Annotated in this window: 15 protein-coding genes and 1 tRNA gene; 8 read left to right on the top strand and 8 right to left on the bottom strand. The window is 63.4% G+C overall.

The features are described 5' to 3' along the window. Nucleotides 1–80 precede the first annotated feature (80 nt). The 4 genes from ACFVVM_RS16860 (at nucleotide 81) to ACFVVM_RS16875 (ending at nucleotide 8,284) form a co-directional block, all read left to right on the top strand. Nucleotides 81–386, top strand: a complete 306-nt coding sequence (locus ACFVVM_RS16860) for a helix-turn-helix transcriptional regulator (RefSeq protein ID WP_387618542.1) — start codon at nucleotides 81–83, stop codon at nucleotides 384–386. A 107-nt stretch (nucleotides 387–493) separates the two neighbouring features. After that, nucleotides 494–1,894 carry a hypothetical protein gene (locus ACFVVM_RS16865; RefSeq protein ID WP_387618545.1) on the top strand — a complete coding sequence of 467 codons (1,401 nt, stop codon included), beginning with the start codon at nucleotides 494–496 and terminating at the stop codon, nucleotides 1,892–1,894. A 375-nt stretch (nucleotides 1,895–2,269) separates the two neighbouring features. Further along, on the top strand, nucleotides 2,270–5,983 hold the full coding sequence (locus tag ACFVVM_RS16870) for an NACHT domain-containing protein (protein WP_387618548.1): 3,714 nt from the start codon (nucleotides 2,270–2,272) through the stop codon (nucleotides 5,981–5,983). Nucleotides 5,984–6,355: 372 nt separating this feature from the next. Then, entirely contained in the window at nucleotides 6,356–8,284 is a 1,929-nt protein-coding gene (locus ACFVVM_RS16875; protein ID WP_387618551.1) for a hypothetical protein, read from the top strand. Between the two features lie 841 nt (nucleotides 8,285–9,125). On the opposite strand, the gene ACFVVM_RS16880 is transcribed toward ACFVVM_RS16875, so the two are convergent. Both ACFVVM_RS16880 and ACFVVM_RS16885 read right to left on the bottom strand, forming a co-directional pair. Then, on the bottom strand, nucleotides 9,126–10,382 hold the full coding sequence (locus ACFVVM_RS16880) for a pyridoxal phosphate-dependent aminotransferase (protein WP_387618554.1): 1,257 nt from the start codon (nucleotides 10,380–10,382) through the stop codon (nucleotides 9,126–9,128). Nucleotides 10,383–10,424: 42 nt separating this feature from the next. Then, nucleotides 10,425–11,687: a helix-turn-helix domain-containing protein gene (locus tag ACFVVM_RS16885; RefSeq protein WP_387618557.1), complete on the bottom strand. Its 1,263-nt coding sequence runs from the start codon at nucleotides 11,685–11,687 to the stop codon at nucleotides 10,425–10,427. A 205-nt stretch (nucleotides 11,688–11,892) separates the two neighbouring features. Here ACFVVM_RS16885 and ACFVVM_RS16890 point away from each other — a divergent pair, with 205 nt between their 5' ends. Next, nucleotides 11,893–12,399: a hypothetical protein gene (locus ACFVVM_RS16890; protein ID WP_387618559.1), complete on the top strand. Its 507-nt coding sequence runs from the start codon at nucleotides 11,893–11,895 to the stop codon at nucleotides 12,397–12,399. Here the strand turns inward: ACFVVM_RS16890 and dcd are convergent. Beyond that, a complete protein-coding gene (gene dcd, locus ACFVVM_RS16895; protein ID WP_387618562.1) occupies nucleotides 12,318–12,917 on the bottom strand; it encodes a dCTP deaminase in 600 nt (199 codons plus the stop codon). The two genes, ACFVVM_RS16890 and dcd, sit on opposite strands and share 82 nt — an antisense overlap. A 122-nt stretch (nucleotides 12,918–13,039) precedes the next feature. Between dcd and ACFVVM_RS16900 the strand changes: the two genes are divergently transcribed. Then, nucleotides 13,040–13,110, top strand: a tRNA-Gly gene (locus tag ACFVVM_RS16900). A gap of 57 nt (nucleotides 13,111–13,167) precedes the next feature. On the opposite strand, the gene ACFVVM_RS16905 is transcribed toward ACFVVM_RS16900, so the two are convergent. From ACFVVM_RS16905 to ACFVVM_RS16925, 5 genes are all read right to left on the bottom strand, one after another. Beyond that, nucleotides 13,168–13,665 (bottom strand): flavin reductase family protein, encoded by a 498-nt coding sequence (locus tag ACFVVM_RS16905; RefSeq protein WP_387618565.1) that lies wholly within the window; start codon nucleotides 13,663–13,665, stop codon nucleotides 13,168–13,170. Then, nucleotides 13,658–14,185 (bottom strand): NADPH-dependent FMN reductase, encoded by a 528-nt coding sequence (locus tag ACFVVM_RS16910; protein WP_387618568.1) that lies wholly within the window; start codon nucleotides 14,183–14,185, stop codon nucleotides 13,658–13,660. The genes ACFVVM_RS16905 and ACFVVM_RS16910 overlap by 8 nt, the downstream gene beginning before the upstream one ends. Before the next feature lie 25 nt (nucleotides 14,186–14,210). After that, on the bottom strand, nucleotides 14,211–15,452 hold the full coding sequence (locus tag ACFVVM_RS16915; protein WP_387618571.1) for an SfnB family sulfur acquisition oxidoreductase: 1,242 nt from the start codon (nucleotides 15,450–15,452) through the stop codon (nucleotides 14,211–14,213). Then, the gene (sfnG, locus tag ACFVVM_RS16920) at nucleotides 15,452–16,567 is read right to left on the bottom strand and encodes a dimethylsulfone monooxygenase SfnG (RefSeq protein WP_387618574.1); all 1,116 of its coding nucleotides are present in this window, start codon (nucleotides 16,565–16,567) and stop codon (nucleotides 15,452–15,454) included. Before sfnG ends, ACFVVM_RS16915 begins: the two co-directional genes overlap by 1 nt. Before the next feature lie 92 nt (nucleotides 16,568–16,659). Continuing rightward, complete coding sequence (locus ACFVVM_RS16925) at nucleotides 16,660–16,977, bottom strand: hypothetical protein (protein WP_387618576.1); 318 nt, start codon at nucleotides 16,975–16,977, stop codon at nucleotides 16,660–16,662. A 111-nt stretch (nucleotides 16,978–17,088) separates the two neighbouring features. On the opposite strand from ACFVVM_RS16925, the gene ACFVVM_RS16930 reads away from it, so the two are divergent. Together ACFVVM_RS16930 and ACFVVM_RS16935 are read left to right on the top strand one after the other, a co-directional pair. Continuing rightward, on the top strand, nucleotides 17,089–17,838 hold the full coding sequence (locus ACFVVM_RS16930; protein WP_387618578.1) for a crotonase/enoyl-CoA hydratase family protein: 750 nt from the start codon (nucleotides 17,089–17,091) through the stop codon (nucleotides 17,836–17,838). A gap of 170 nt (nucleotides 17,839–18,008) precedes the next feature. Continuing rightward, entirely contained in the window at nucleotides 18,009–19,115 is a 1,107-nt protein-coding gene (locus ACFVVM_RS16935; RefSeq protein WP_387618581.1) for a DUF4185 domain-containing protein, read from the top strand. The last annotated feature ends 15 nt before the right edge of the window (nucleotides 19,116–19,130 follow it).

The raw sequence follows: 19,130 nt of genomic DNA on the forward strand, positions 1-19,130 counted from the left end.
CGGGTTGACGACCGGCGGTCCACGGAGCGTTCATAGACCGGCATTCAGGCGCATCGGCATCAATGCGCGGAGGAGACGAAATGGCCGACACACCAGCAGAACTCAACACCTCGAACCCTGACCCGATCGACCCACACGCACCCGAACTGACACCACATGCCCCGCGTAGGGAGGTACTCACCACTACCGAGCTGGCCGACGAGCACGGCGACTACGGCGAATACGGATTCACCGTCGGCACCCTGCGTTATTGGCGGCACATCGGCTATGGCCCTGCCTCTTTCGCCCTCGGTCGCCGAGTCTTCTACCGGCGCACCGACGTCGAGAAATGGATCACCGAGGAGGAAGAACGCACCCGACGCGGTGGCACCACCGCCGCCGCCTGACCCAGCTCCACCCCTGACAACGAAGTCGGCCCCCGCCGGTTTGTCCCACTGTTGACGCAGCGGGCGACGGAGGCCACACCACTACACCCCTCCAGAGGAATAGAGGCATGGTCAATCCTAGACGTGGCCGCCCGGAAATCGACCCCGGCACAGTCCCCGAACCGAACCTGAAACCGCACCCGAGCCAACCGGGGGTATGGACCGCTGCGGGGCGGCCCCGCGACTGGAACGGCAACTACCGCCGCATCACCCGCTCCTCCCCACCGGAGACCGACAGCCGGGGCCGGGCCAAACCGGACCGCACCGGCGAACGCGCCCGCCGCGCGTACCTCGACGCGGCCGGGGAATGGATCGACTCCTCGGTCACCACGGCCAGCAAGCTCACCCGGCGCTCGACCCTGGCCGAGGTGTGGGCCGCCTACAAGGACGATCTCCGCAAACGCGGACGGCTCGAGGAGACGATCAACAACTACGAACCGATCATGCGTGACACCGTGATCCCCAAATACGGCCGCCGCGAGATCGGCCTGACCAACACCGCCGTCATCGAAGACATGCTCGACTACGTCGGCCGCGAACGTGGCGGCAGCGGTCCCCGCATCTTGAAAGAGAACATCCTGTCGGGGATGTTCCGGTTCTGCATTCGCGTCGGCGCACTGCCACCGGGTAACCCGGTCCGTGAGGCACTGCTGCCGAAACCGACCAACTTCTCCCGCCGTCGTGGCGGTGCCGCGTTCATCGACTCCACGACCGTCGAGCACCTGCTAATCGGCGTGTACACCTCCACTGCACCGTGCCCGACCCTGGAGGTCAGTGAGTGGAAGACAGCACGCAGGCGTCGGGTGCCCACGGTCGCCGAATACTGCGAAACCCAGGATCTCGCCGACTGGGTGCTGCTCGTCGCGGCGACCGGATGGCGACTCGGACAGTCGCTGGCCGTGTGCGAATCCGACATAGACTTCGACACCGGCACCCTGACTCCGCGCGGCGCGGTCCGTAACCGGGGCGGGTCGGCCCAGGTGTGGATCGATTACACCGCCGATGGGGCCGAGGATCTGTCCCAGGACAAGTTCATCGCCAAACCGGTCCAGCTGCCGCAAACCGTGCTCGACATGATGGCCGCCCGGATACGCCGGTTTAAGAAGGTGCGGTTGGCGTTGCCGCCGCGCCCGGCGGATGCCGACTGGCCGGAAGATCTTTTGTTCTTCGACCTGGACGACGGCGGGACACGCAACCTCAAGAGCATGGGCCGCCGCTGGCGACGAGTGGCATCCGCGCTCGATCTGCCCGAAGGGGTATCGCCCCACAGCTTGCGTAAGCATCTCGGCACCGAGGGCATCTCCGCCGGACTTGACGTCACCAAGGTCGCCGACCAACTCGGCAACACCTCCCGGGTCCTACGGAAATCGTATGTGCGTCGCCACCAGCCACACGAAGACGTGACTGCGCTCATCGGGCAGAAGATCGGCCCAGCGCTCAACAAGATCGCACGCCACCGCACCAGCTAATGGTGTGCGGGGCCGGATGAACAGTCAGGGTGGCACCGCGTAGACGGTGCCACCCGTGTCGGAGGCCACCGCAGACCCGTCGACATTCAACCAACCGGTAGATACCGGCGATGGCCAGCTAGTGGTGCGGCTGCTTGCGAGGCGCCCACTCCGCCGAATCGTCCCAGTGCATCGTCGCCCGATCGGCCTTCGATCAGATGGGTCGAATGCTCAGCAGCGGCCCTACATCGCGGTCCGCAAAGCACATAGCTGCACCTTGGCTGAGGCGTGTCGCTATGTTCCCCACCAGCAATTCGTGGCAAACCATTTTGTACCGACCGGATGGTTTCCTATGGGAGAGTTGACCAGATTAAGGCGAGCGGGAACAATGCGTCGGTGGGCTACCTCTACGAGAACAGCAATCATGAGCGGTTCCAACAACTCTGCCAAACGCTACTCGTTTCAGAGTTTCCCAAACTTCAGTGTTATCCGGTTGGCCAGCCGGATGGCGGCCGTGATGGCTGGGACCCGGAAAGCCGCACTGTTCTGCAAGTCAAATTCAAACGCGCCGATGACAAAGAAGATAACGCCGACTGGCTGCTTGAAGCCCTGGCCGACGAGATGCCCAAAGTTATCCAGTTGGCCAACGACGGCGCAGAACAGTATATAATCGCTACAAATGCCAAAGGAACTTCACACTACGGAAGCGGGCGCTACGATAAAGTCCAAGCCTGGCTAGATGCCAATTTTCCAATTCCGGCCGTCTGTTTCTGGCGAGATGAGATCGACCGACGCCTCGACCTCGCCCCGGCCACACTGAAGCTCAAGTACGCCGAGATAGTATCGCTTGAGGATGGCATAGAGGTCGTCTTTAAATCATTGCTGGGGGACGCACAGGAGCGCCGACAAGATGCAGTCCGCGCTTTCATTGCAGATCAGTTCGAAGCTGACAGAACAGTCAAATTCAAGCAGGTCAGCCTCTCCAACGATCTACTTGATCTTTTCATCGACGTTCCCGTTGGTTGGCCGCGGCACTTCTTTGACAATCCTCAAACCAAGCGCCTGGTCAGTGCCGGGAAACATGAGCTCGAAGAATTTATTGCGCCGGATGATGAGGTCGCATTCTTCTCTGGAGTCGAGCATGACGGTGGGGCGTTCAATTATAACGAATTTGGCCGACCGCGCCGGTTCGGAACTGCGGAGTTTATACTCGGCGAACCTTCTCAACAACATCATAAACTCTTAATTCTTGAAGGTGCTCCGGGGCAGGGGAAGTCGACCCTCGCGCAGTACGTGTGTCAGGTACATCGCGCAAGCTTCCTGCGAAAGACGCACACAGTTGAACGGGTTCCTGAACAGTACCGACAGTCTCCGTTCAGGCTTCCGATAAAGGTTGATCTAAGGGACTATGCAGCTTTCCTCGATGGAAATTCACCTTTCGCAAATGCGAAGGGAGGAACTGGGATTCGCACGCTAGAGGTGTTTCTGGGCGAGCTCATCCAATACTCATCTGGGGGCATCGAATTTAACCCCCATGATGTACTGACGCTGATGAAGTCAGTGCCAATTCTAATTTTCCTCGATGGCCTGGATGAGGTTGCGGATATCACCGCCCGTGAAGCCCTTGTATCGTCGGTGGGAGAAGCTATTGCTCGCTGGCAGGAGTTCGATCCCGACTTGCAGATAGTAGTCACGAGTCGACCGTCTGTCTTCGGTCGAGCACCAAGTTTCAAGCGGTACGGTTTTGTGACGCTGACACTGCTCGACATCGACGCCGATCGAATCAATAGTTATGCGGAGAAGTGGGCCGACGCGCGAGGGCTGGAGCAAGGCGAGCGTTCGGATTTGATGAAAATCCTCGGCGAGAAGCTAGAACTTGCACATATTCAAGAACTGACGCGGAACCTGATGCAGCTCACAATTCTGTTGAGCCTAATTCATCAGATCGGGCATTCGCTTCCGGATCAAAGGACGGATCTCTATAGTCGTTACGTCGATCTCTTCCTCACTAGGGAAGCGGACAAGTCTGTGATGGTCAGGGAGAATCGACACGTCCTTCTCAGTTTTATCCAGGAATTGGCTTGGGTGCTACAAACACAAGCTGAGTCCTCCAATTCGGCCGGAAGTATCTCGGAGCCTGATCTGCAGAGAATGGCCCGTCTGCATCTGGAAGCCAGTGGTCGACCCGGTGAAATTGCCGATCGCTTGTTCGGGGGTGGACTTGAGCGGATTTTTGTTCTGGTCGAGAGAATCGAGGGCCTGTATGAGTTTGAGGTCCAGCCGCTTCGCGAGTTCTTTTGCGCACAATACTTGTATTCCACAGCCCCAGTGGGGACTTACCGTGCGGACAGGCTCCGCGGCGACCGGGCTCAGAGATTCGAAGCCCTCGCCGCAAATCCGTTTTGGTTGAACGTCTGCCGATTCTATGCGGGTTGTTGCGAAAGGGGCGAAACGGGCACACTCGTCCTCTGCTTGGAAGAGATGATCCGAACTGAAGATTTCAGCATCGAATACCATGCTAGGGATGTCGGCTTGGCCCTGCTTCAGGACTGGGTCTTCAGTAATACGAAGTTTGCTCAGGACAAGCTTATACGCGCAATCTTCGATGAACGGGGCGTGCAAACTTTGTTCGCTGTGAGGGGTGAGCGCACAGTAGGCCGTATGGCGCTCGACAAAGAATGCGGCCAAAAAACGCTCCGAGATCAACTCTTTGAGATGCTGCCATTGTGGCCGGGAGAACTTAGCCCCTACAGTATGTGCATCGCTATCAGAATGAATGGCGGAGAATTTCTATCTGAACAATTCATCAAGCTGGCGAGTGACGCCACTGGTACTGAACGAACTAACTATCTTGTCCAAATGATTTGGTCTGGAGCAGCTCAGAATGTTTCCGACACAGTGCTCGCAAGTCTCATTACAGGTGATGATCCGGAAACTTCCGAGCTGTTGAAGCGGGTCAGCGAACTGTCAGCTCATGATCCGGCGAAACTGTCGGCGAGCAACGGTTTGGGTGACTTTTATATCCGAGGCATCTTGAACGGAACTGTTAGCAACCCGATCGACGTCTCGCCATTGGGGGTTTTCGCGGGACTTTTCAGTTACATGCCCTTGCATTCGATTGAATGGCTTCGACTTTATGGCACGGGCCGCCGCGCAGTACCTGCTGGGTATGCCGATATGCAGCCGGTGGTGATCGAGTGCCTGGAACGGGTGTCTCAAGCAACTCGAAACAAGCTGGGCGACAGGGAGTCCCTCACGGAGGCGAGACTTGTTGAGATCTTCAATATCATCATTGAGAGTACCCGTTCGAGTTTCGGGGATATTTGGGCGCCAATGTCGCTCGCTGTCATTGCTGCAGGGATGCGAACAAAACGGCCCGTAGAGGCTCGCGATGTGTCCATGTTCGAGCCTGATGCAACGCTGTATTCCCGCGCGCGAAATGCGCGAATGAGACGCAGCGGCGTGAAATGGTGGTTCGATCAGCGACAGAAGTGCGGCAGCCGGATTGATAGAATGTTCTGGGCTGCACTTGTGGCGATGTGGTCTCCTCCGGCCATTCTTTATGCTTTGGCTGATGAATTGAATTACATTTTGGAAGATCTTTCAGACGATGAGTTCTTTGCCCTCCGCCGAACGCTTGAATCCGCATCATCGGCGTGTGAGATACGTTCGGATCGGAAGCGTGTTGATGTAATAGATCTAACGCCGCTCTCCGCGCGTTCGTCTGTCCTGGTCTCCCTCGGATTCGGGGCGACACTGTCGAAACTCGCGATTCAGCCCACGCACGAGAGCGAACCGATGAAATCCTTTGTGGAGACTTTGAAGTGCGCGGAAACAGCGATGATGCTTCCGGACTGGCGCAATGTTAGCGCAGCGAGGGATTGGGGTGCAGCCGTTCGGCATGTCAGGCGCTACGGCACGCCTCGTCATGACACGATATTGTACTCGGTACTTCGGACTGTTCGTTCGGTCAATAACGAAGAAGTCCTCAGGAATCCGACTTGCTATCCGTATGAGACGGTCATGTTGGCAATGCATACCGCGCAGCGGCAGCATCGGCCTCTTTCGCTCACCCGGGTGTCAAAGGAACAGGATTGGGATTTTGGTTAATTCCAAATATGAGGTGGTATCTGATTTGAGCTACTGAAAAATTTTGGCAGTTGATTCCTGAATTGATTTCGGGATAGCGACCATCGGGTGGAATACCCCCTGAGCGTATTGCCGATCGGGTCGAAGCGCCATGTGGTGCTTGGGGGCACGTGGCTGGTGACACGGGCGTGGGTGAGGCGTGTCGGTTATTGACGAAGACGGTGTCGTGCCGCAGACTGTGCAACTGGCGCACAGGTGCCACGCCAGCCTCATCCCGGACATGGGGCACAAACGGCGAAAACGGCTTTCGCCTTCCTGCATACCTTCTAGCGTCGAGTGCGACCTGTCGGCCGATCCTGAGCACGAGTCCGGGTACGTGCCGAGGGAGTAGTTGTGACAGGTATTCTGAGGCATCTCACGCAAACCCGTATCGACGGATACACTGGCGAGAAGTACTGTCAGGCGCTGGCCGATATTCGGTCCTTAGCATCTCGTAGCGCCGAAGTCGCCATACCCACCGCCTCGCTTGATCAAGCCCGGCTGGAGGCCGCGATCCTGTGGGCCGTTGGGTATGGATCTACATCGCAAGACGTCGTCAAAGAAGTGAGTCAACCCTTCGGGATAGCAGCCGCTTCTCCTAGGAGAAAGGGGTTGCAACTGTCCGTCGGAGCGGCGCTCGGGTCTTTCCTGATCCGAGTTATCCCGCGTATCGATAGCAATTCGATTGTTGTAGGCATTCCAGGGCTGAGGGTCAAATTTACCAGTGCCGGAGCGCGCCTCACTCAGTTCGGCTCTAGAGCTGCCGTGATGTTGCGCGGTGTCGATGCTTTGACATGGCGTGAGGCACTCGAATCCCGGATCGTCGACGATCCGGAGTCGTTCCACCGAAGCGTCCTGTGTCATGATGATCGGCTACACCGTGTTGAAGTCGAGGAGCTTGCAGAGATTCAGAATTCACGAACGGAATCCTCGGATTTTTCCGACCGGATGATGAGCGGGCTGCTGCGGCGTCCTCAAGTCTTTCGGGGAACTCCGGTCATGAAATTCGTTGACCTCTGGCGAGACATCCACGAACACGATTCGCTCATCCAAGTCGAATGGGCTGGTCATCTGACTCACGGTCAAGTGATCGAAAAGCTCCTCGACAAGCGGTTTGGGCTGCCCTTCGAGATGGTCGATCACGACTGCTACTGCGATGATTGCTCAGCGGGTGTCTACCGCTATACGTTGCGCGACACCGTCTTTGGCAGTGTGAGCCTTTGCCTCCGACGTAGCACGCTTTACGACGACGAACTCCAGCCCTTGGGGCATTCAAGTGACCCAACGGGGATTCGATCCTGCTCGTTGACCAAGTTCGCTGAGCTCGGGACATACCGCACTTACACCGGTGAGTCCATGCAGTACGCGAAGCGCGGACTGAGTATCGATCGCGACGCGCCCGTGCCAGCCGTGCACGGCGCTCAGGCCCGCTTGGAATCGTGGCTGTTCACAGCCCTTTCGTTTGGCCCGATGTGGGCGGCACATCCATTCGCGATCTCACGGGTTAGACCCACGGCGGAGGGCACCTTGATGGTCTTCCTCGACAGATCGGTCGTCGGACTCAGTGAGCCATGGGACGCCGCAGAGACGGTGCTTGAGTGTCTGGCACCGGTCGCCGACTCAGAGGGTGGGTTCCTCACGGGTATTCCCGGATTGCGGATACATAGCCTTGGAGGAACCGATCTTGAGGTGACGTTGTCCGGGACATCGGCAAGGGTGGTGTTTCGCGCAGCTTCTGGTGTGTCGTGGCGGCGTGCCCTGGAGGCTGTCAACGAAGGATACGATGTTGCGCTTCAACGGCTGACCTGGAACGACGGTGCGCTGACAGAAGCTGAGCAGCATTGCATGGACACCAGGGCCAGAGTCCAGGGTCATCTTGACTGGCTTTGTTCGGGTCTGTTGCGACGCATCGGTCTTCTACATTTCGGTACCACCTCCTACATGTTCTCGGGGTGGACGTCTGGTCCAATGCTGAAAATGGAACTTACCTCAGCTCGGGCGACCGGTTCCTACCACGACAGCTTCATCGCCGCTTTGACCGATTCAACGTGGGGACTGCCGCTGACGGTCCGAAAACGCCGGTGCCACTGCACCGAAGGAGGCCAGCCCTCAGACTCGTGCTGGATTGAACTGGCACCGGAGGGCATCGCTACCGACAAGAACACTCTGCAACTTCGCTTTAGCTACGACTCGGATGACGATCTGAATCAGCTGGTCCCGGAACTGCGCAGCGTCGGAGCCGATCCTGGCTGGCTGCAGCGAGTTCTACCTCGCACCGTGTGAGCCAGATCCGAGGCAGGTTTCGAGATCAACCCTCAGCGAAGTCCAACACCAAGCCTGTCCAACTGCCGCGAGTGCCATCAGGGGCACGTTGGTGTGATCATGCTGATCAGTGACCAGCTCCTCACCGGGCTGGTCAGGTGATACGGCGCCGAGTCTATGGCTGCTGCGGACGGAGATAGGTCGTGGGGGTGACACCGTGACCGTGTCACCCCCACCCGCTGTCCTGCCCAGGTGTGATTACCCTCATAACTCGCGCGTCTGCCGGTCGGATTCGTCTGCGGGGCTGTGGGCCCGTCGTCACGGTTGCCTTGCCGACTTGAGCGGCGTAGACGACCGATAGAGAAGCGCGCACGTCAGACATATTTTTGACAATTAGATGGCAACCGGACACAGATGAGCCGGTACCGTCGACGCCATGACCAGGGGCCGGACATCAAGCGAGCACACCGGTAACTCACCGGGAACGGGCTAACAGAACCCACCAACCAACCCCCGGCCGCCAACACAAAACCTCCCCGCGTCTAGGTCTGGCCAAAAGACGCGGGGAGGCGGGTTAGTGGGGGCGGCGGAGAGCAGGGGGATGTCTCCGCCGCCCGCAGGCAGGCGCCCAGGGGGGTAGGCGCGCGTACCTGAGGCTCTCGGTTGTCCAGGGGGGGTAGACAACCGGGCCGGGCACCTAAGTGCCGAGGACTACTGTACACAAAAGTTGGACTTTTGCACTAGTAGATCTTCAAAACCTGCAATATTCCGAACTCGAGGTCTGTTTTGGTCAATCTATCAAGATGACCAGCTTGCGGAGCCCCCACAGAACTCACAGGTCAACGCCCTGACAAGTGAGGACTCACTGTCGGTAACTGGCCAGGAAGTTGCCGAACCGCTCGATCGCCACCGCCAGATCCCGCGCCCACGGCAGCGTCACGATCCGCAGATGATCGGTCGCGGGCCAGTTGAACCCGGTGCCCTGCACCATCAGGATCTTCTCCTGCAGCAGCAGATCCAGGATCAGTTTGGCGTCATCGTGGATCTCGTGCACGTTGGGGTCGAGGCGCGGGAACGCGTACAGCGCGCCACGCGGCTTCACACACGACACACCCGGGATCATGTTCAGCCGCTCGAACGCCACATCGCGCTGCTCGAGCAGGCGTCCACCGGGCAGGATCAGATCCTCGATGCTCTGATGACCGCCCAGGGCCACCTGAATGGCGTGCTGCGCCGGAACGTTCGGACACAGCCGCGAGGACGCGAGCAGGTCGATGCCCTCGAGGAACCCGGCCGCGTGCTCCTTGGGCCCGGTGATCGCGAGCCAGCCCGAGCGGTACCCGGCCACCCGGTACGCCTTCGACAGGCCGTTGAAGGTCAGGCACAGCAGGTCGGGGGCGAGCGAGGCCAGCGAGATGTGCTTGGCGTCGTCGTAGAGGATCTTGTCGTAGATCTCGTCGGCCAGCAGCAGCAGGCGATGCTTGCGCGCCAGATCCACGATCTGCTGCAGCACCTCCGCCGAGTACACCGCACCCGTCGGGTTGTTCGGGTTGATCACCAGCAGGGCCTTGGTCTTGTCGGTGATCTTCGATTCGATGTCGGCGATATCGGGCTGCCAGCCGTTCTCCTCGTCGCACAGGTAGTGCACGGGAGTACCGCCGGCCAGGCTGGTCATGGCGGTCCACAGCGGGTAGTCCGGCGCCGGGATCAGCACCTCGTCGCCGTTGTCGAGCAGCGCCTGCATGGTGACGGTGATCAGCTCGGAGACCCCGTTGCCGAGGTAGACGTCGTCCACGTCGAGCTCGGGGAAGCCGGGAACCAGCTCGTAGCGGGTGACGATCGCGCGCCGCGCCGACAGGATGCCCTTGGACTCGGAGTACCCCTGCGCGTACGGCAGCGCCGCGATGATGTCGCGCATGATCACATCGGGGGCCTCGAAGCCGAACGGCGCCGGGTTGCCGATGTTGAGCTTGAGGATGCGATGGCCCTCGGCCTCCAGGCGTGCTGCCTGCGCGTGTACCGGCCCACGGATCTCGTAGACCACGTTCTGCAGTTTCGTCGACTGCTCGAGAACGCGCGGCGGCACATGCGGCGATTGATTCGGGCTCACCCGATCCATGGTGCCATCCGGCGCAAACCCATTTATCCCCGCTCCCCCTGGTCAGGCGGCAGGGTAGGGGCGGGCCCCGAGAGCGGCGGTGGCGATGCAGAACTCCTCGATTTGTTCGTCGAGACCGCGGGCTTCGACGGCGTTGCGGTAGCCGGGGGCGGCGATGCGGCGGCGCAGGCCGGCCAGGCGTTCGCCGAGCTGGGCGATGCGGCGGTCCTCGGGGAGGCCGAGGACCGGGCGCAGGGCATTGGCCGCGCCGTCGATGCTGCCGTTGATGAGATGCGCGGCGGCGTTGTCGACGCGTGCCAGCGATTCGGCTCCGTAGGAGCGCTGCGGGGCGGGGCCGCTCGTGTAGAGGACGATGGCGCGTTCGGTGGCGGTCAGCGCCTGTTCGGCCCGGCCGAGCTGGATGCAGGTGGCGCCCGCGTAGTAGGCGGCCTTCGGCTCCGGGAAGCCGAACACACCACCGATCTCGTCGTGCAGTTCTTCGCGCCGGTCGCCCGCGGCTGCTTCGGCGGCGCGCAGGCAGCGATCGGTCTCGGCGTCGTTGCCCAGCCGCGCCCACACCCTGGCCTCGATGTTGAGCAGCCGCACCCTGGCCAGGCCGGGGGTGGTGAATTCCTGTCCGCTGCGCGCCAATTGGACGGCGTTGCGCGGGCGGTCCGACCAGTTCTCGATCAGCGCGTGCATGCCGCGCGTCCACGCGCGTAAACCGTTGTGCCCGCTCAGTTCGGCGTACGCCCATGCGGCCCTGATCTGTTCACCTGCGGCGTCGAGGTAGCCGAGGTCGGTGCTGGCGTTGGCCAGCAGGCCCGACAGGGTGCCCGCCAGTAAGTACAGGTGGCTGGTGTCGACCGGTTTCTGCTGCCCGTCGAGCAGCCGGTACACCCGCCTGCGGACCCGCAGCATCTCGACCATCATCGGCGCCGGTGCGGCGTGCACGTATTCGTTGGCGATGCGCCGGACGTCGGCGTCGAGCTGGGCCAGCGTCGTCGCGCCGACATTGGTGCTCTCCGCGGCGGCCGCGTGTTCGCTGGCCTCGTGCGCAGCCGCCATGATCAACTCCCTCTCCGACATCACCTCGGGCACAGTGCCTTTGATTCCCGCGTCGACGAATGCGAGCAGATCGGCATCGCCTGCGGGTGCGAGCAAGGTCGAGAAACGTGCGCGGACAACATCGTCGGAGCGAGCCAGCGATGTGTCGAGTGCTGCTTGATTCACCGGCCGCGGGCGCACCCGCGCCCCACCGGCCTCCCATTTCGACACCAGCCGTTCGTGCACGCCGAGATGAGCCGCGAACTCCCGGATGCTCATTCGTTTGGCATCGCGAAGGGCTCTGGCCTCTCTGCCCGTCCACTCCCCGACCACGGCGTCACCTTTCGCGACGAACAACTCCGAACTCCAGAGTACGAGCGCGACAGTGAGACACGCCACATGTTCGTCGAATCGATTGTCAGAGGCAGTGAAAGGGCGGTGCGGGGCAGTGGTCACGCGCCCCCGCGCGCGCGATGCTTGAGGGGTGGAAGCCAGGACTGTCGATGACTGGGTGTCTTGCTACCAGCGCGAATTCGGGCTACCCGTCCGCGAGCGCGGTGGCTTCGTGATGCTGCCGATCACCGACCGGATCTGTGTGGTGCATCTGCCGACCACGCGGGCCGAGAAGGTGCTGGCGGTCCTACGGGAGCGACGCGGGGAGGGTCCGGTGCTGGCGCGCCAGATCCGCTGGAGTCTGCTCGCCGTCCCCGATGCCAGGCCGCCCGACGACGTGGCCACCGAACTGTCGGGCCTCGACATCGACATCCCCGCCATCGGCAGCGCCGTCATGCTGCCGACCAGCCTGGGCCGGTGGAGCCGCGAGGGCTGTCACTGGGTGCGCCCGCCCGCGGGCCACGATGTGCTGCCGCCGCTGTCGCTGGTGCTGCACATCGCCCTGTCGGTCGTGCCTCAGCGGGTCTCGACCGCGTTGAGGGAGTCGGGCGAGAGCGGGAAGTTCAGGTACGACCGCGACGGCGTCGGCCCGCGCTGACCCTGGTACTTCGATCCGGCCGCGGCACTGCCGTAGGGGTGCTCGGCCGGACTGGACAGCCGGATCAGGCACAGCTGCCCGATCTTCATCCCCGGCCACAGCGTGATCGGCAGGTTCGCCACATTCGACAGTTCCAGCGTGATGTGCCCGCTGAACCCCGGATCGATGAACCCCGCCGTCGAATGGGTGAGCAGCCCCAGCCGCCCCAGACTCGACTTGCCCTCCAGCCGCCCCGCCAGATCATCGGGCAGCGAGCACACCTCGAGCGTGGACCCGAGCACGAACTCCCCCGGATGCAGCACGAACGGCTCCCCCGGCTTCGGCTCGACCAGACTGGTCAGCTCGTCCTGCTGCTGCGCCGGATCGATATGGGTGTAGCGACTGTTGTCGAACACCCGGAACAGCCCGTCGAGCCGCACATCGATACTCGACGGCTGAACCATCGACTCGAGCATCGGTTCCACGCCGAGCCGCCCCGCGGCGATCTCGGCCCTGATGTCACGATCGGAGAGCAGCACGCGCCCAGTGTAGGCAGCCACCCACCCCAACCACCCCGGCCCCCCAACGACCTGCACCGACACCCGAAGACTTGTATCCCCCGCCGCCAGGTCTGATAGAGTCGCGAGCGCGTCAAAAGCACGCCGATGTAGTTCAATGGTAGAACTTCTGCTTCCCAAGCAGACAGCGCGGGTTCGATTCCCGTCATCGGCTCAACGGAAAAGGCCCCGGATCTTCGGATCCGGGGCCTTTTCTGCTGTCGGGTGGGGTTCAGCCTGTGTGCAGGGTGCGGAATTTGCTGCCGTGGAAGACGAGGGGGTCGATGTCTTCGCGGGTGGCCACTCGGTTGACGCGGAGGATGACGACGATGTGGTCGCCGGCGGGGACGTGGGTTTCGGGGACGCCTTCGATCCAGGCGGTGGCGCCGTCGATGAAGACGGCCTCGCCGGTGCCGCGGTGCAGGGCGGTTTCGCGGAAACGGTCGCCGTTGCGGGCGCCGAGGGCCTTGGCGGCGGCCTGCTGGTCGGTGCCGAGCAGGCTGAGGCCGAGGTGGCCCGCGGCGGCGAGCTTGGGCCAGGTCGACGAGGAGTTCTGGACGCAGAAGGAGACGAGCGGCGGGTCGAGTGAGACGGGGACGAAGGTGCTCACCGCCAGACCGTGTGGGGTGCCGTCGATTTCGGCGCACACGGCGACCACGCCGCTGGGGAAGTTGGCGAAGGCGCGGCGCAGGCCGGTGCCGTCGGCGGGAAAGTCCAAGAGCTCATGCATGATTCGTTGCCTCCACGGGCTGTTTCGCCCGGTCTGTCAGTGCGGCGACGACGGGTGCCCACCGTCGCGCGTATTCCTCGATGACGCCGTCCTCGGCGAAGCTGCGGTCGGCCAGGTAGAGGCCGGGCAGCGCCGCGGTGCCACCGATCTCCACCAGCACCGGCTTGAGCAGCAGGTCGGGTGCGAGTGCGTGGGTGGGTCCGGCGCCGAGCATCACCGGCACGGTGAGCACGCCCGCCAGCCCGGTGCCACCGTCGAACTGTTCGAGGAACAGCTTGAGCAGTCCGGTGTAGGTGGCCTTGAAGGTGGGACTGGCGAAGACCACCAGCTCCGATTCGGCGACGGCCTGCTTGGCCTCGGTCACCGCGGGGTCACCCCAGCCGAGCAGGCCCGGCCCGAGGGTGATGAGGTCGATGACCTGCGGTTCGATACCGGGACGCAGCGCCTCGGCGACCCGCACGGCGGCGTCGAGGGTGCGTGAGGCCGGCTTCGGATTGCCGACGACGACGGTCACTGTCACGGGGTTGTCCTCACTGTCGAATCTGTCAGATCACGCCGTGCAGCGGTGGCGGCCGGTCGTGCAGCACGGCCCGCCCGATGTGCTGGTACTTCCAGCGGACCGGGTCGTGCAGGGTGTGGGTGCGGGCATTGCGCCAGAAGTGGTCGAGCTGGTGCGTCGCGGCGGCGCTGCGTGTCCCACCGACCTCGAAGATCGCGGCGGACACCTCGTTGGCGGCCCGGTCGGCGAGGATCTTGGCGGTCGCGACCGCGATCGAGGCTTGCGCGGCATCATCGCGCTCGGTGTCGTCCTCCGCGTGGGTGGTCCCCGACGAGCGCACGGCCGCGTCGACGGCCGCACCGGCGACGACCAGCGTCGCCTCGGCAGCCGCCACCGACACCGCCAGCTCCCCGAACCGCTGCACCACCAGCGGATCATCCACCGCTCGCTCGACCTCGGCCTCGAACCACGGCCGACTCCGCGTCCGCACGAATTCGGCGGCAGCTTCGAGCGCACCACGCGCGATCCCCGCGTCGATGGCAGCGTGCAGCAGCTGCGCGAAGGCGCCGTATCCGGTCGGCGCGCCCACCGCGGCGGCGCGCGCCACCACGTTCTCGCGGCTCACACTCACGGAGTCGAACTCGACCGTCCCGCTCCCGGTGGTCCGCTGCCCCAACGCATCCCAGTCGTCGACGATGCGCACTCCCGGCTCCAGCGCGGCCACGAACGCCACGTACTCGCCGGAATCCAGTCCCGAAATCCCTTGGGGATCATCGAGTCTGGTGAGCACGGCGAGGATGTCGGCGAACAGCGATCCGGTGCAGTAGTACTTGGTCCCGGCGACGACGAACCGATCCCCCTGCACACGCAACACCGTCGAGATGTCGGCGACGGTCGCCCCACCACGCTCGGACTGCGCGTTCGCGATCCGCGCACCGGCCAGCACCCGCCCGAAATACTCCCGCTGCTGAGCGCGAGTTCCCGCCAGCCGCAACAGGTTCAGGTACACGAAGTGACTGTGCGGCACCTGCGCGATGTTGGGATCGCCGGTCGCCAGGATCCGGAACACCTCGGCCACCACGCTCGGCGGCAGGTCGGCGCCGCCGTACACCGCGGGCACCGTGATCGCGAGCAGTCCACTGGCCGAGAGCTGATCGAGTTCCTCGTGCGGCAGGCGCCGCGTGCGGTCCCGCTCGGCCGCTCCCGCGGCGAACTCGGCCGCCAGTTCGGTGGCGACCGAGAGGGCCTGGGCGGCGGTGGTGATCCGCTCGGCGGTCACCACCGTCATCAGCGTCCCGCCGCGACCGGGGTCGCTGCGGCCTCCAGTTCACGCACCAGCGGCAGCACCTTGGCGCCGAAGTACTCGACCTCCTCCTGGAAGTGCAGGAATCCGGCCAGGATCAGGTCGACGCCGAGCGCCCGGTAGGCCACGATCCGCTCGGCGATCTGCTCGGGTGTGCCGATCAGCCCGGTGCGGAAGCCGTCGTTGTACTGGACCAGATCCTCGAAGGTGGAGTCGGCCCACATGCCCTTGCGATCGGCGGTCGACGGACCGGCCTGCTGTACCGCGTCCCGGAACCCTTGCACGGCAGGCTTGTTCGCCTTCTCGATGATCTCGCGCAGGGTGTCGCGGGCTTCCTTCTCGGTGTCGCGGGCGATGATGAACCCGTTGAGGCCGAACTTCACCTCGCGGTCGTTGGCCCTGGCGACCTCGCGCAGATCGTCCAATTGCTCGGTGACACCGTCGAAGTCCTTGCCGTTGGAGAAGTACCAGTCGGCATAGCGGCCACCGTTGCGGCGGGCCGCCGAGGAGTTACCCCCTTGGAACAGTTCGGGATTCGGTCGTTCCGGGGTGTTGAGCGGCTTGGGCTTGAGGGTGAAATCACGGATGCGGTAGAAGTCGCCGCCGTAGTTCACCGCGTCCTCGGTCCAGATCTTGCGGATCACCTCGAGGAACTCGGCACTGCGCCGGTAGCGCTCGTCGTGTTCGAGCCACGGCTCACCGAGGGCCTGGAACTCACCGGCGAACCAGCCCGAGACCACGTTGATCGCGAACCGGCCACCGGACAGGTGGTCGGCGGTGGCGCCGAACTTGGCCAGCACCGCCGGATGCCACAGGCCAGGGTGCACGGCGGCGATCACCTTGAGCCGCTCGGTCGCCCCGAGCAGCGCGAGGCTGAACGAGGTCGACTCGTGCTGGAATTCCGCCCCGTAGGAAGCGGTGTAGCGGACCTGGGAGAGCGCGTAGTCGAACCCGTTGCGCTCCGCGGTCTGGGCGAGCTTCTTGTTGTATTCGAAGTCCCAGCTGGTGCGCTGCTCGATCTCGCTGGTCACGAGCCCACCACTGACATTGGGGACCCAGTAGGCGAACGAGACCTCGTCGGCGATTCTCTCCGTGGTCATGCGGCTCCTCCTCGTCGTCGGCGCTTCCAGTGCAACACCGGCGCCCTGACCCGACGAGGGTTTGAATCGGCGCGATCGATACGCGCGCGAGGTCAGCCGCCCAGGCGCACGCAGTCCGTGGCGATCTTGGACTGGGCCGCGGCGACCTTGCCGGAGTCCTCCTCGCCGAGCAGCTCGGCCGGGTCACCGGACTGCGCGTTGGACACCATCACCCGCAGCCCGTTCTGCGACATTCCCGATTCGAGGAAGACCTTCGCGGCGCAGTCGGCCAGCTCCGGATTCTGCAAACCCTTGTCCTGCAACGACTGGGACAGCTCCGCCTGAGTGACCGCGGGGCCCTCGTCATCGCTTCCACATGCCGACAGCAGCGGCAACGCGATGAGCGCCGCGGCGACGAGACAGATTCGCAATTGGTGTCCTCTCGATCGTCGCGCATCGGCCGATGCGCGGCCGTGTGGGATTTTGCCGCACCCTCGGCACGAAGGCCACCCACGGAACTGACTCATGAGTAAGGTAGGGCCATGGGAGACCACATCACCGTGCGCTTCGACAGCGACCGCGCATATATCTCGTTGAACCGGCCCGGCAAACACAACGGCCTGACGCTGGAAATGCTGCGCGATCTCGTCGCGGCATCCCGAAAAGTGGCCGAACACAAGGAAACCCGGGTCGCCATTGTCACCGGGAACGGGCCAAGTTTCAGTAGCGGACTCGATATCGCCGCCGCCACCCGCGAACCATTGGCTATCGTCCGGGAATTCCTGCCCCGGCCCTGGCGCGGTACCAACACCTTTCAGGAAGCGTGCTGGTCGTGGCGGCGCCTCGACGTTCCGGTGATCGCGGCGGTGCACGGCCGCTGCTTCGGCGGCGGGCTCCAGCTCGCCCTCGCCGCCGATTTCCGGATCGCCGCCCCCACGGCCGAATTCTCGGTCATGGAAGCCGCGCACGGGCTCGTTCCGGACATGTCGGGCGCGGCGACGTTGTCCCAGCTCATCGGCATCGACCAGGCCCTGCTGCTGACCCTGACCGCCGACCCCGTCGACGCCGCCCACGCCCGGAAGATCGGCCTGATCACCGAGGTCGCCGAGGACCCGCTGGCCGCCGCGGAAGCACTCGCCGACCGCGTCACCGCCCGCGATCCCCGGGCCGTCGCCGCCGCCAAACGCCTTTTCGACCGCTCATGGCACCGCAACCCGCGTGCCACCTTCGCCGCCGAGCGCGCGGCCCAACTGCCATTGCTGCTGCGTAAGGCACTGACTCGTAGCGACTGACAGGCAATCGGATGAAGAATTCGTGTCGGCTCCCACCTCGAGGTTCCCCACATCCGGTCGGAAGGCTGTTAGCATCGCTGCGATTCGCCAACCAGTCGAAATGTGGCACGTGACACAGGCGCCCCTGGAGCGTGCGTGACTTTCGGCCCGACCCGGAGGCTCCCACGACCGTGAACAAGACCGGATCCATCCTGCTGGCAGCACTGGCAGGGGCCACGGCCTTGCTGGTGAGCGGAGCCACTCCCGCCGTGGCGAATCCGAACGCCATCAACCCGATCCCCGTCCTCAACGGCACCCACGGCCTGCCTCCGCTGCACGGTCGCACCCAGGCCGTGTTCCAGGTGACCGGCATGGCGAGCCCGAACAACACCCAGAACTACAACGTCCTCGGCACCGACCTCGGCATCATGTGGGACAACGGCCGGGGCGAGATGCTCACCGCCTTCGGCGACACCGCGGGCCTCGGCTTCCCCAATCTGCTCGCGGGCAGCACCTGGGCGTGGCGCTCCAACATCCTGGTCCGCAGCAACAGCAAGAACCCGGCCAACGGCATCTACTTCGACAGTGTGGTGCGCGATGTGATCGGCCAGGCGCGCGACCTGATCCCCAGCCCGAAGATCCCGTTCCTGGAGATCAGCCGCATCCCGACCGCGGGCATCTCGGCCAACGGGGTGCAGTACATGTCGCTGATGTCGGTGAAGACCTGGGACGCGCCCGGCGAGTGGACCACCAGCTTCTCCGGCCTGGCCGCCTCCGCCGACAACGGCGAGACCTGGGCCGATCTCGGCCACACCCGCCGTCCCGCCGAGGGCGGCAACGCGAACTTCCAGATGAACGCCTTCCTGAAGGACGGTGGCTTCATCTACGAGTACGGCACCGCGTCGGGCCGCAACAACGACGCCTTCGTCGCCCGCGTGCCCGAAGGCGAGATCGAGAACCTCGGGGCCTACGAGTACTGGGACGGCAACGGCTGGCGCCCCAACGACGTGAACGCGGCGGCGCCGGTCATGCACGGCGTCGGCGAGCTGTCGGTGATGTACAACGAGTACCTCGGCGAGTTCGTCTCGCTCACCACCGATCCGTTCAACTCCGTGGTGATGCGCCGCGCGTCCTCCCCGCAGGGCCCGTGGAGCGCCCCGGAGGTCCTGATCGATGCCCGCGAGCTCCCCACCGCCTACGCCCCGTCGATCTTCCCGTACCAGACGGGCCGCGACCTGTACTTCATGACGACCATCCATTCGCAGTACAACGTCGTCCTGATGCGCACCACGCTGTAGTTTCGCGCGCCCTAC

The sequence above is a fragment of the Nocardia sp. NPDC058176 genome (assembly GCF_042883805.1).
Taxonomy (GTDB): domain Bacteria; phylum Actinomycetota; class Actinomycetes; order Mycobacteriales; family Mycobacteriaceae; genus Nocardia.

Bases quoted from the DNA above. Each gene is read 5' to 3' on its own strand.
- ACFVVM_RS16885 (WP_387618557.1), bottom strand. From the start codon at position 11,687: ATGAGCATCCGGGAGTTCGCGGCTCATCTCGGCGTGCACGAACGGCTG.
- sfnG (WP_387618574.1), bottom strand. From the start codon at position 16,567: ATGACCACGGAGAGAATCGCCGACGAGGTCTCGTTCGCCTACTGGGTC.
- ACFVVM_RS16880 (WP_387618554.1), bottom strand. From the start codon at position 10,382: ATGGATCGGGTGAGCCCGAATCAATCGCCGCATGTGCCGCCGCGCGTT.
- ACFVVM_RS16930 (WP_387618578.1), top strand. From the start codon at position 17,089: ATGGGAGACCACATCACCGTGCGCTTCGACAGCGACCGCGCATATATC.
- ACFVVM_RS16860 (WP_387618542.1), top strand. From the start codon at position 81: ATGGCCGACACACCAGCAGAACTCAACACCTCGAACCCTGACCCGATC.
- ACFVVM_RS16915 (WP_387618571.1), bottom strand. From the start codon at position 15,452: ATGACGGTGGTGACCGCCGAGCGGATCACCACCGCCGCCCAGGCCCTC.
- ACFVVM_RS16865 (WP_387618545.1), top strand. From the start codon at position 494: ATGGTCAATCCTAGACGTGGCCGCCCGGAAATCGACCCCGGCACAGTC.
- ACFVVM_RS16905 (WP_387618565.1), bottom strand. From the start codon at position 13,665: ATGCATGAGCTCTTGGACTTTCCCGCCGACGGCACCGGCCTGCGCCGC.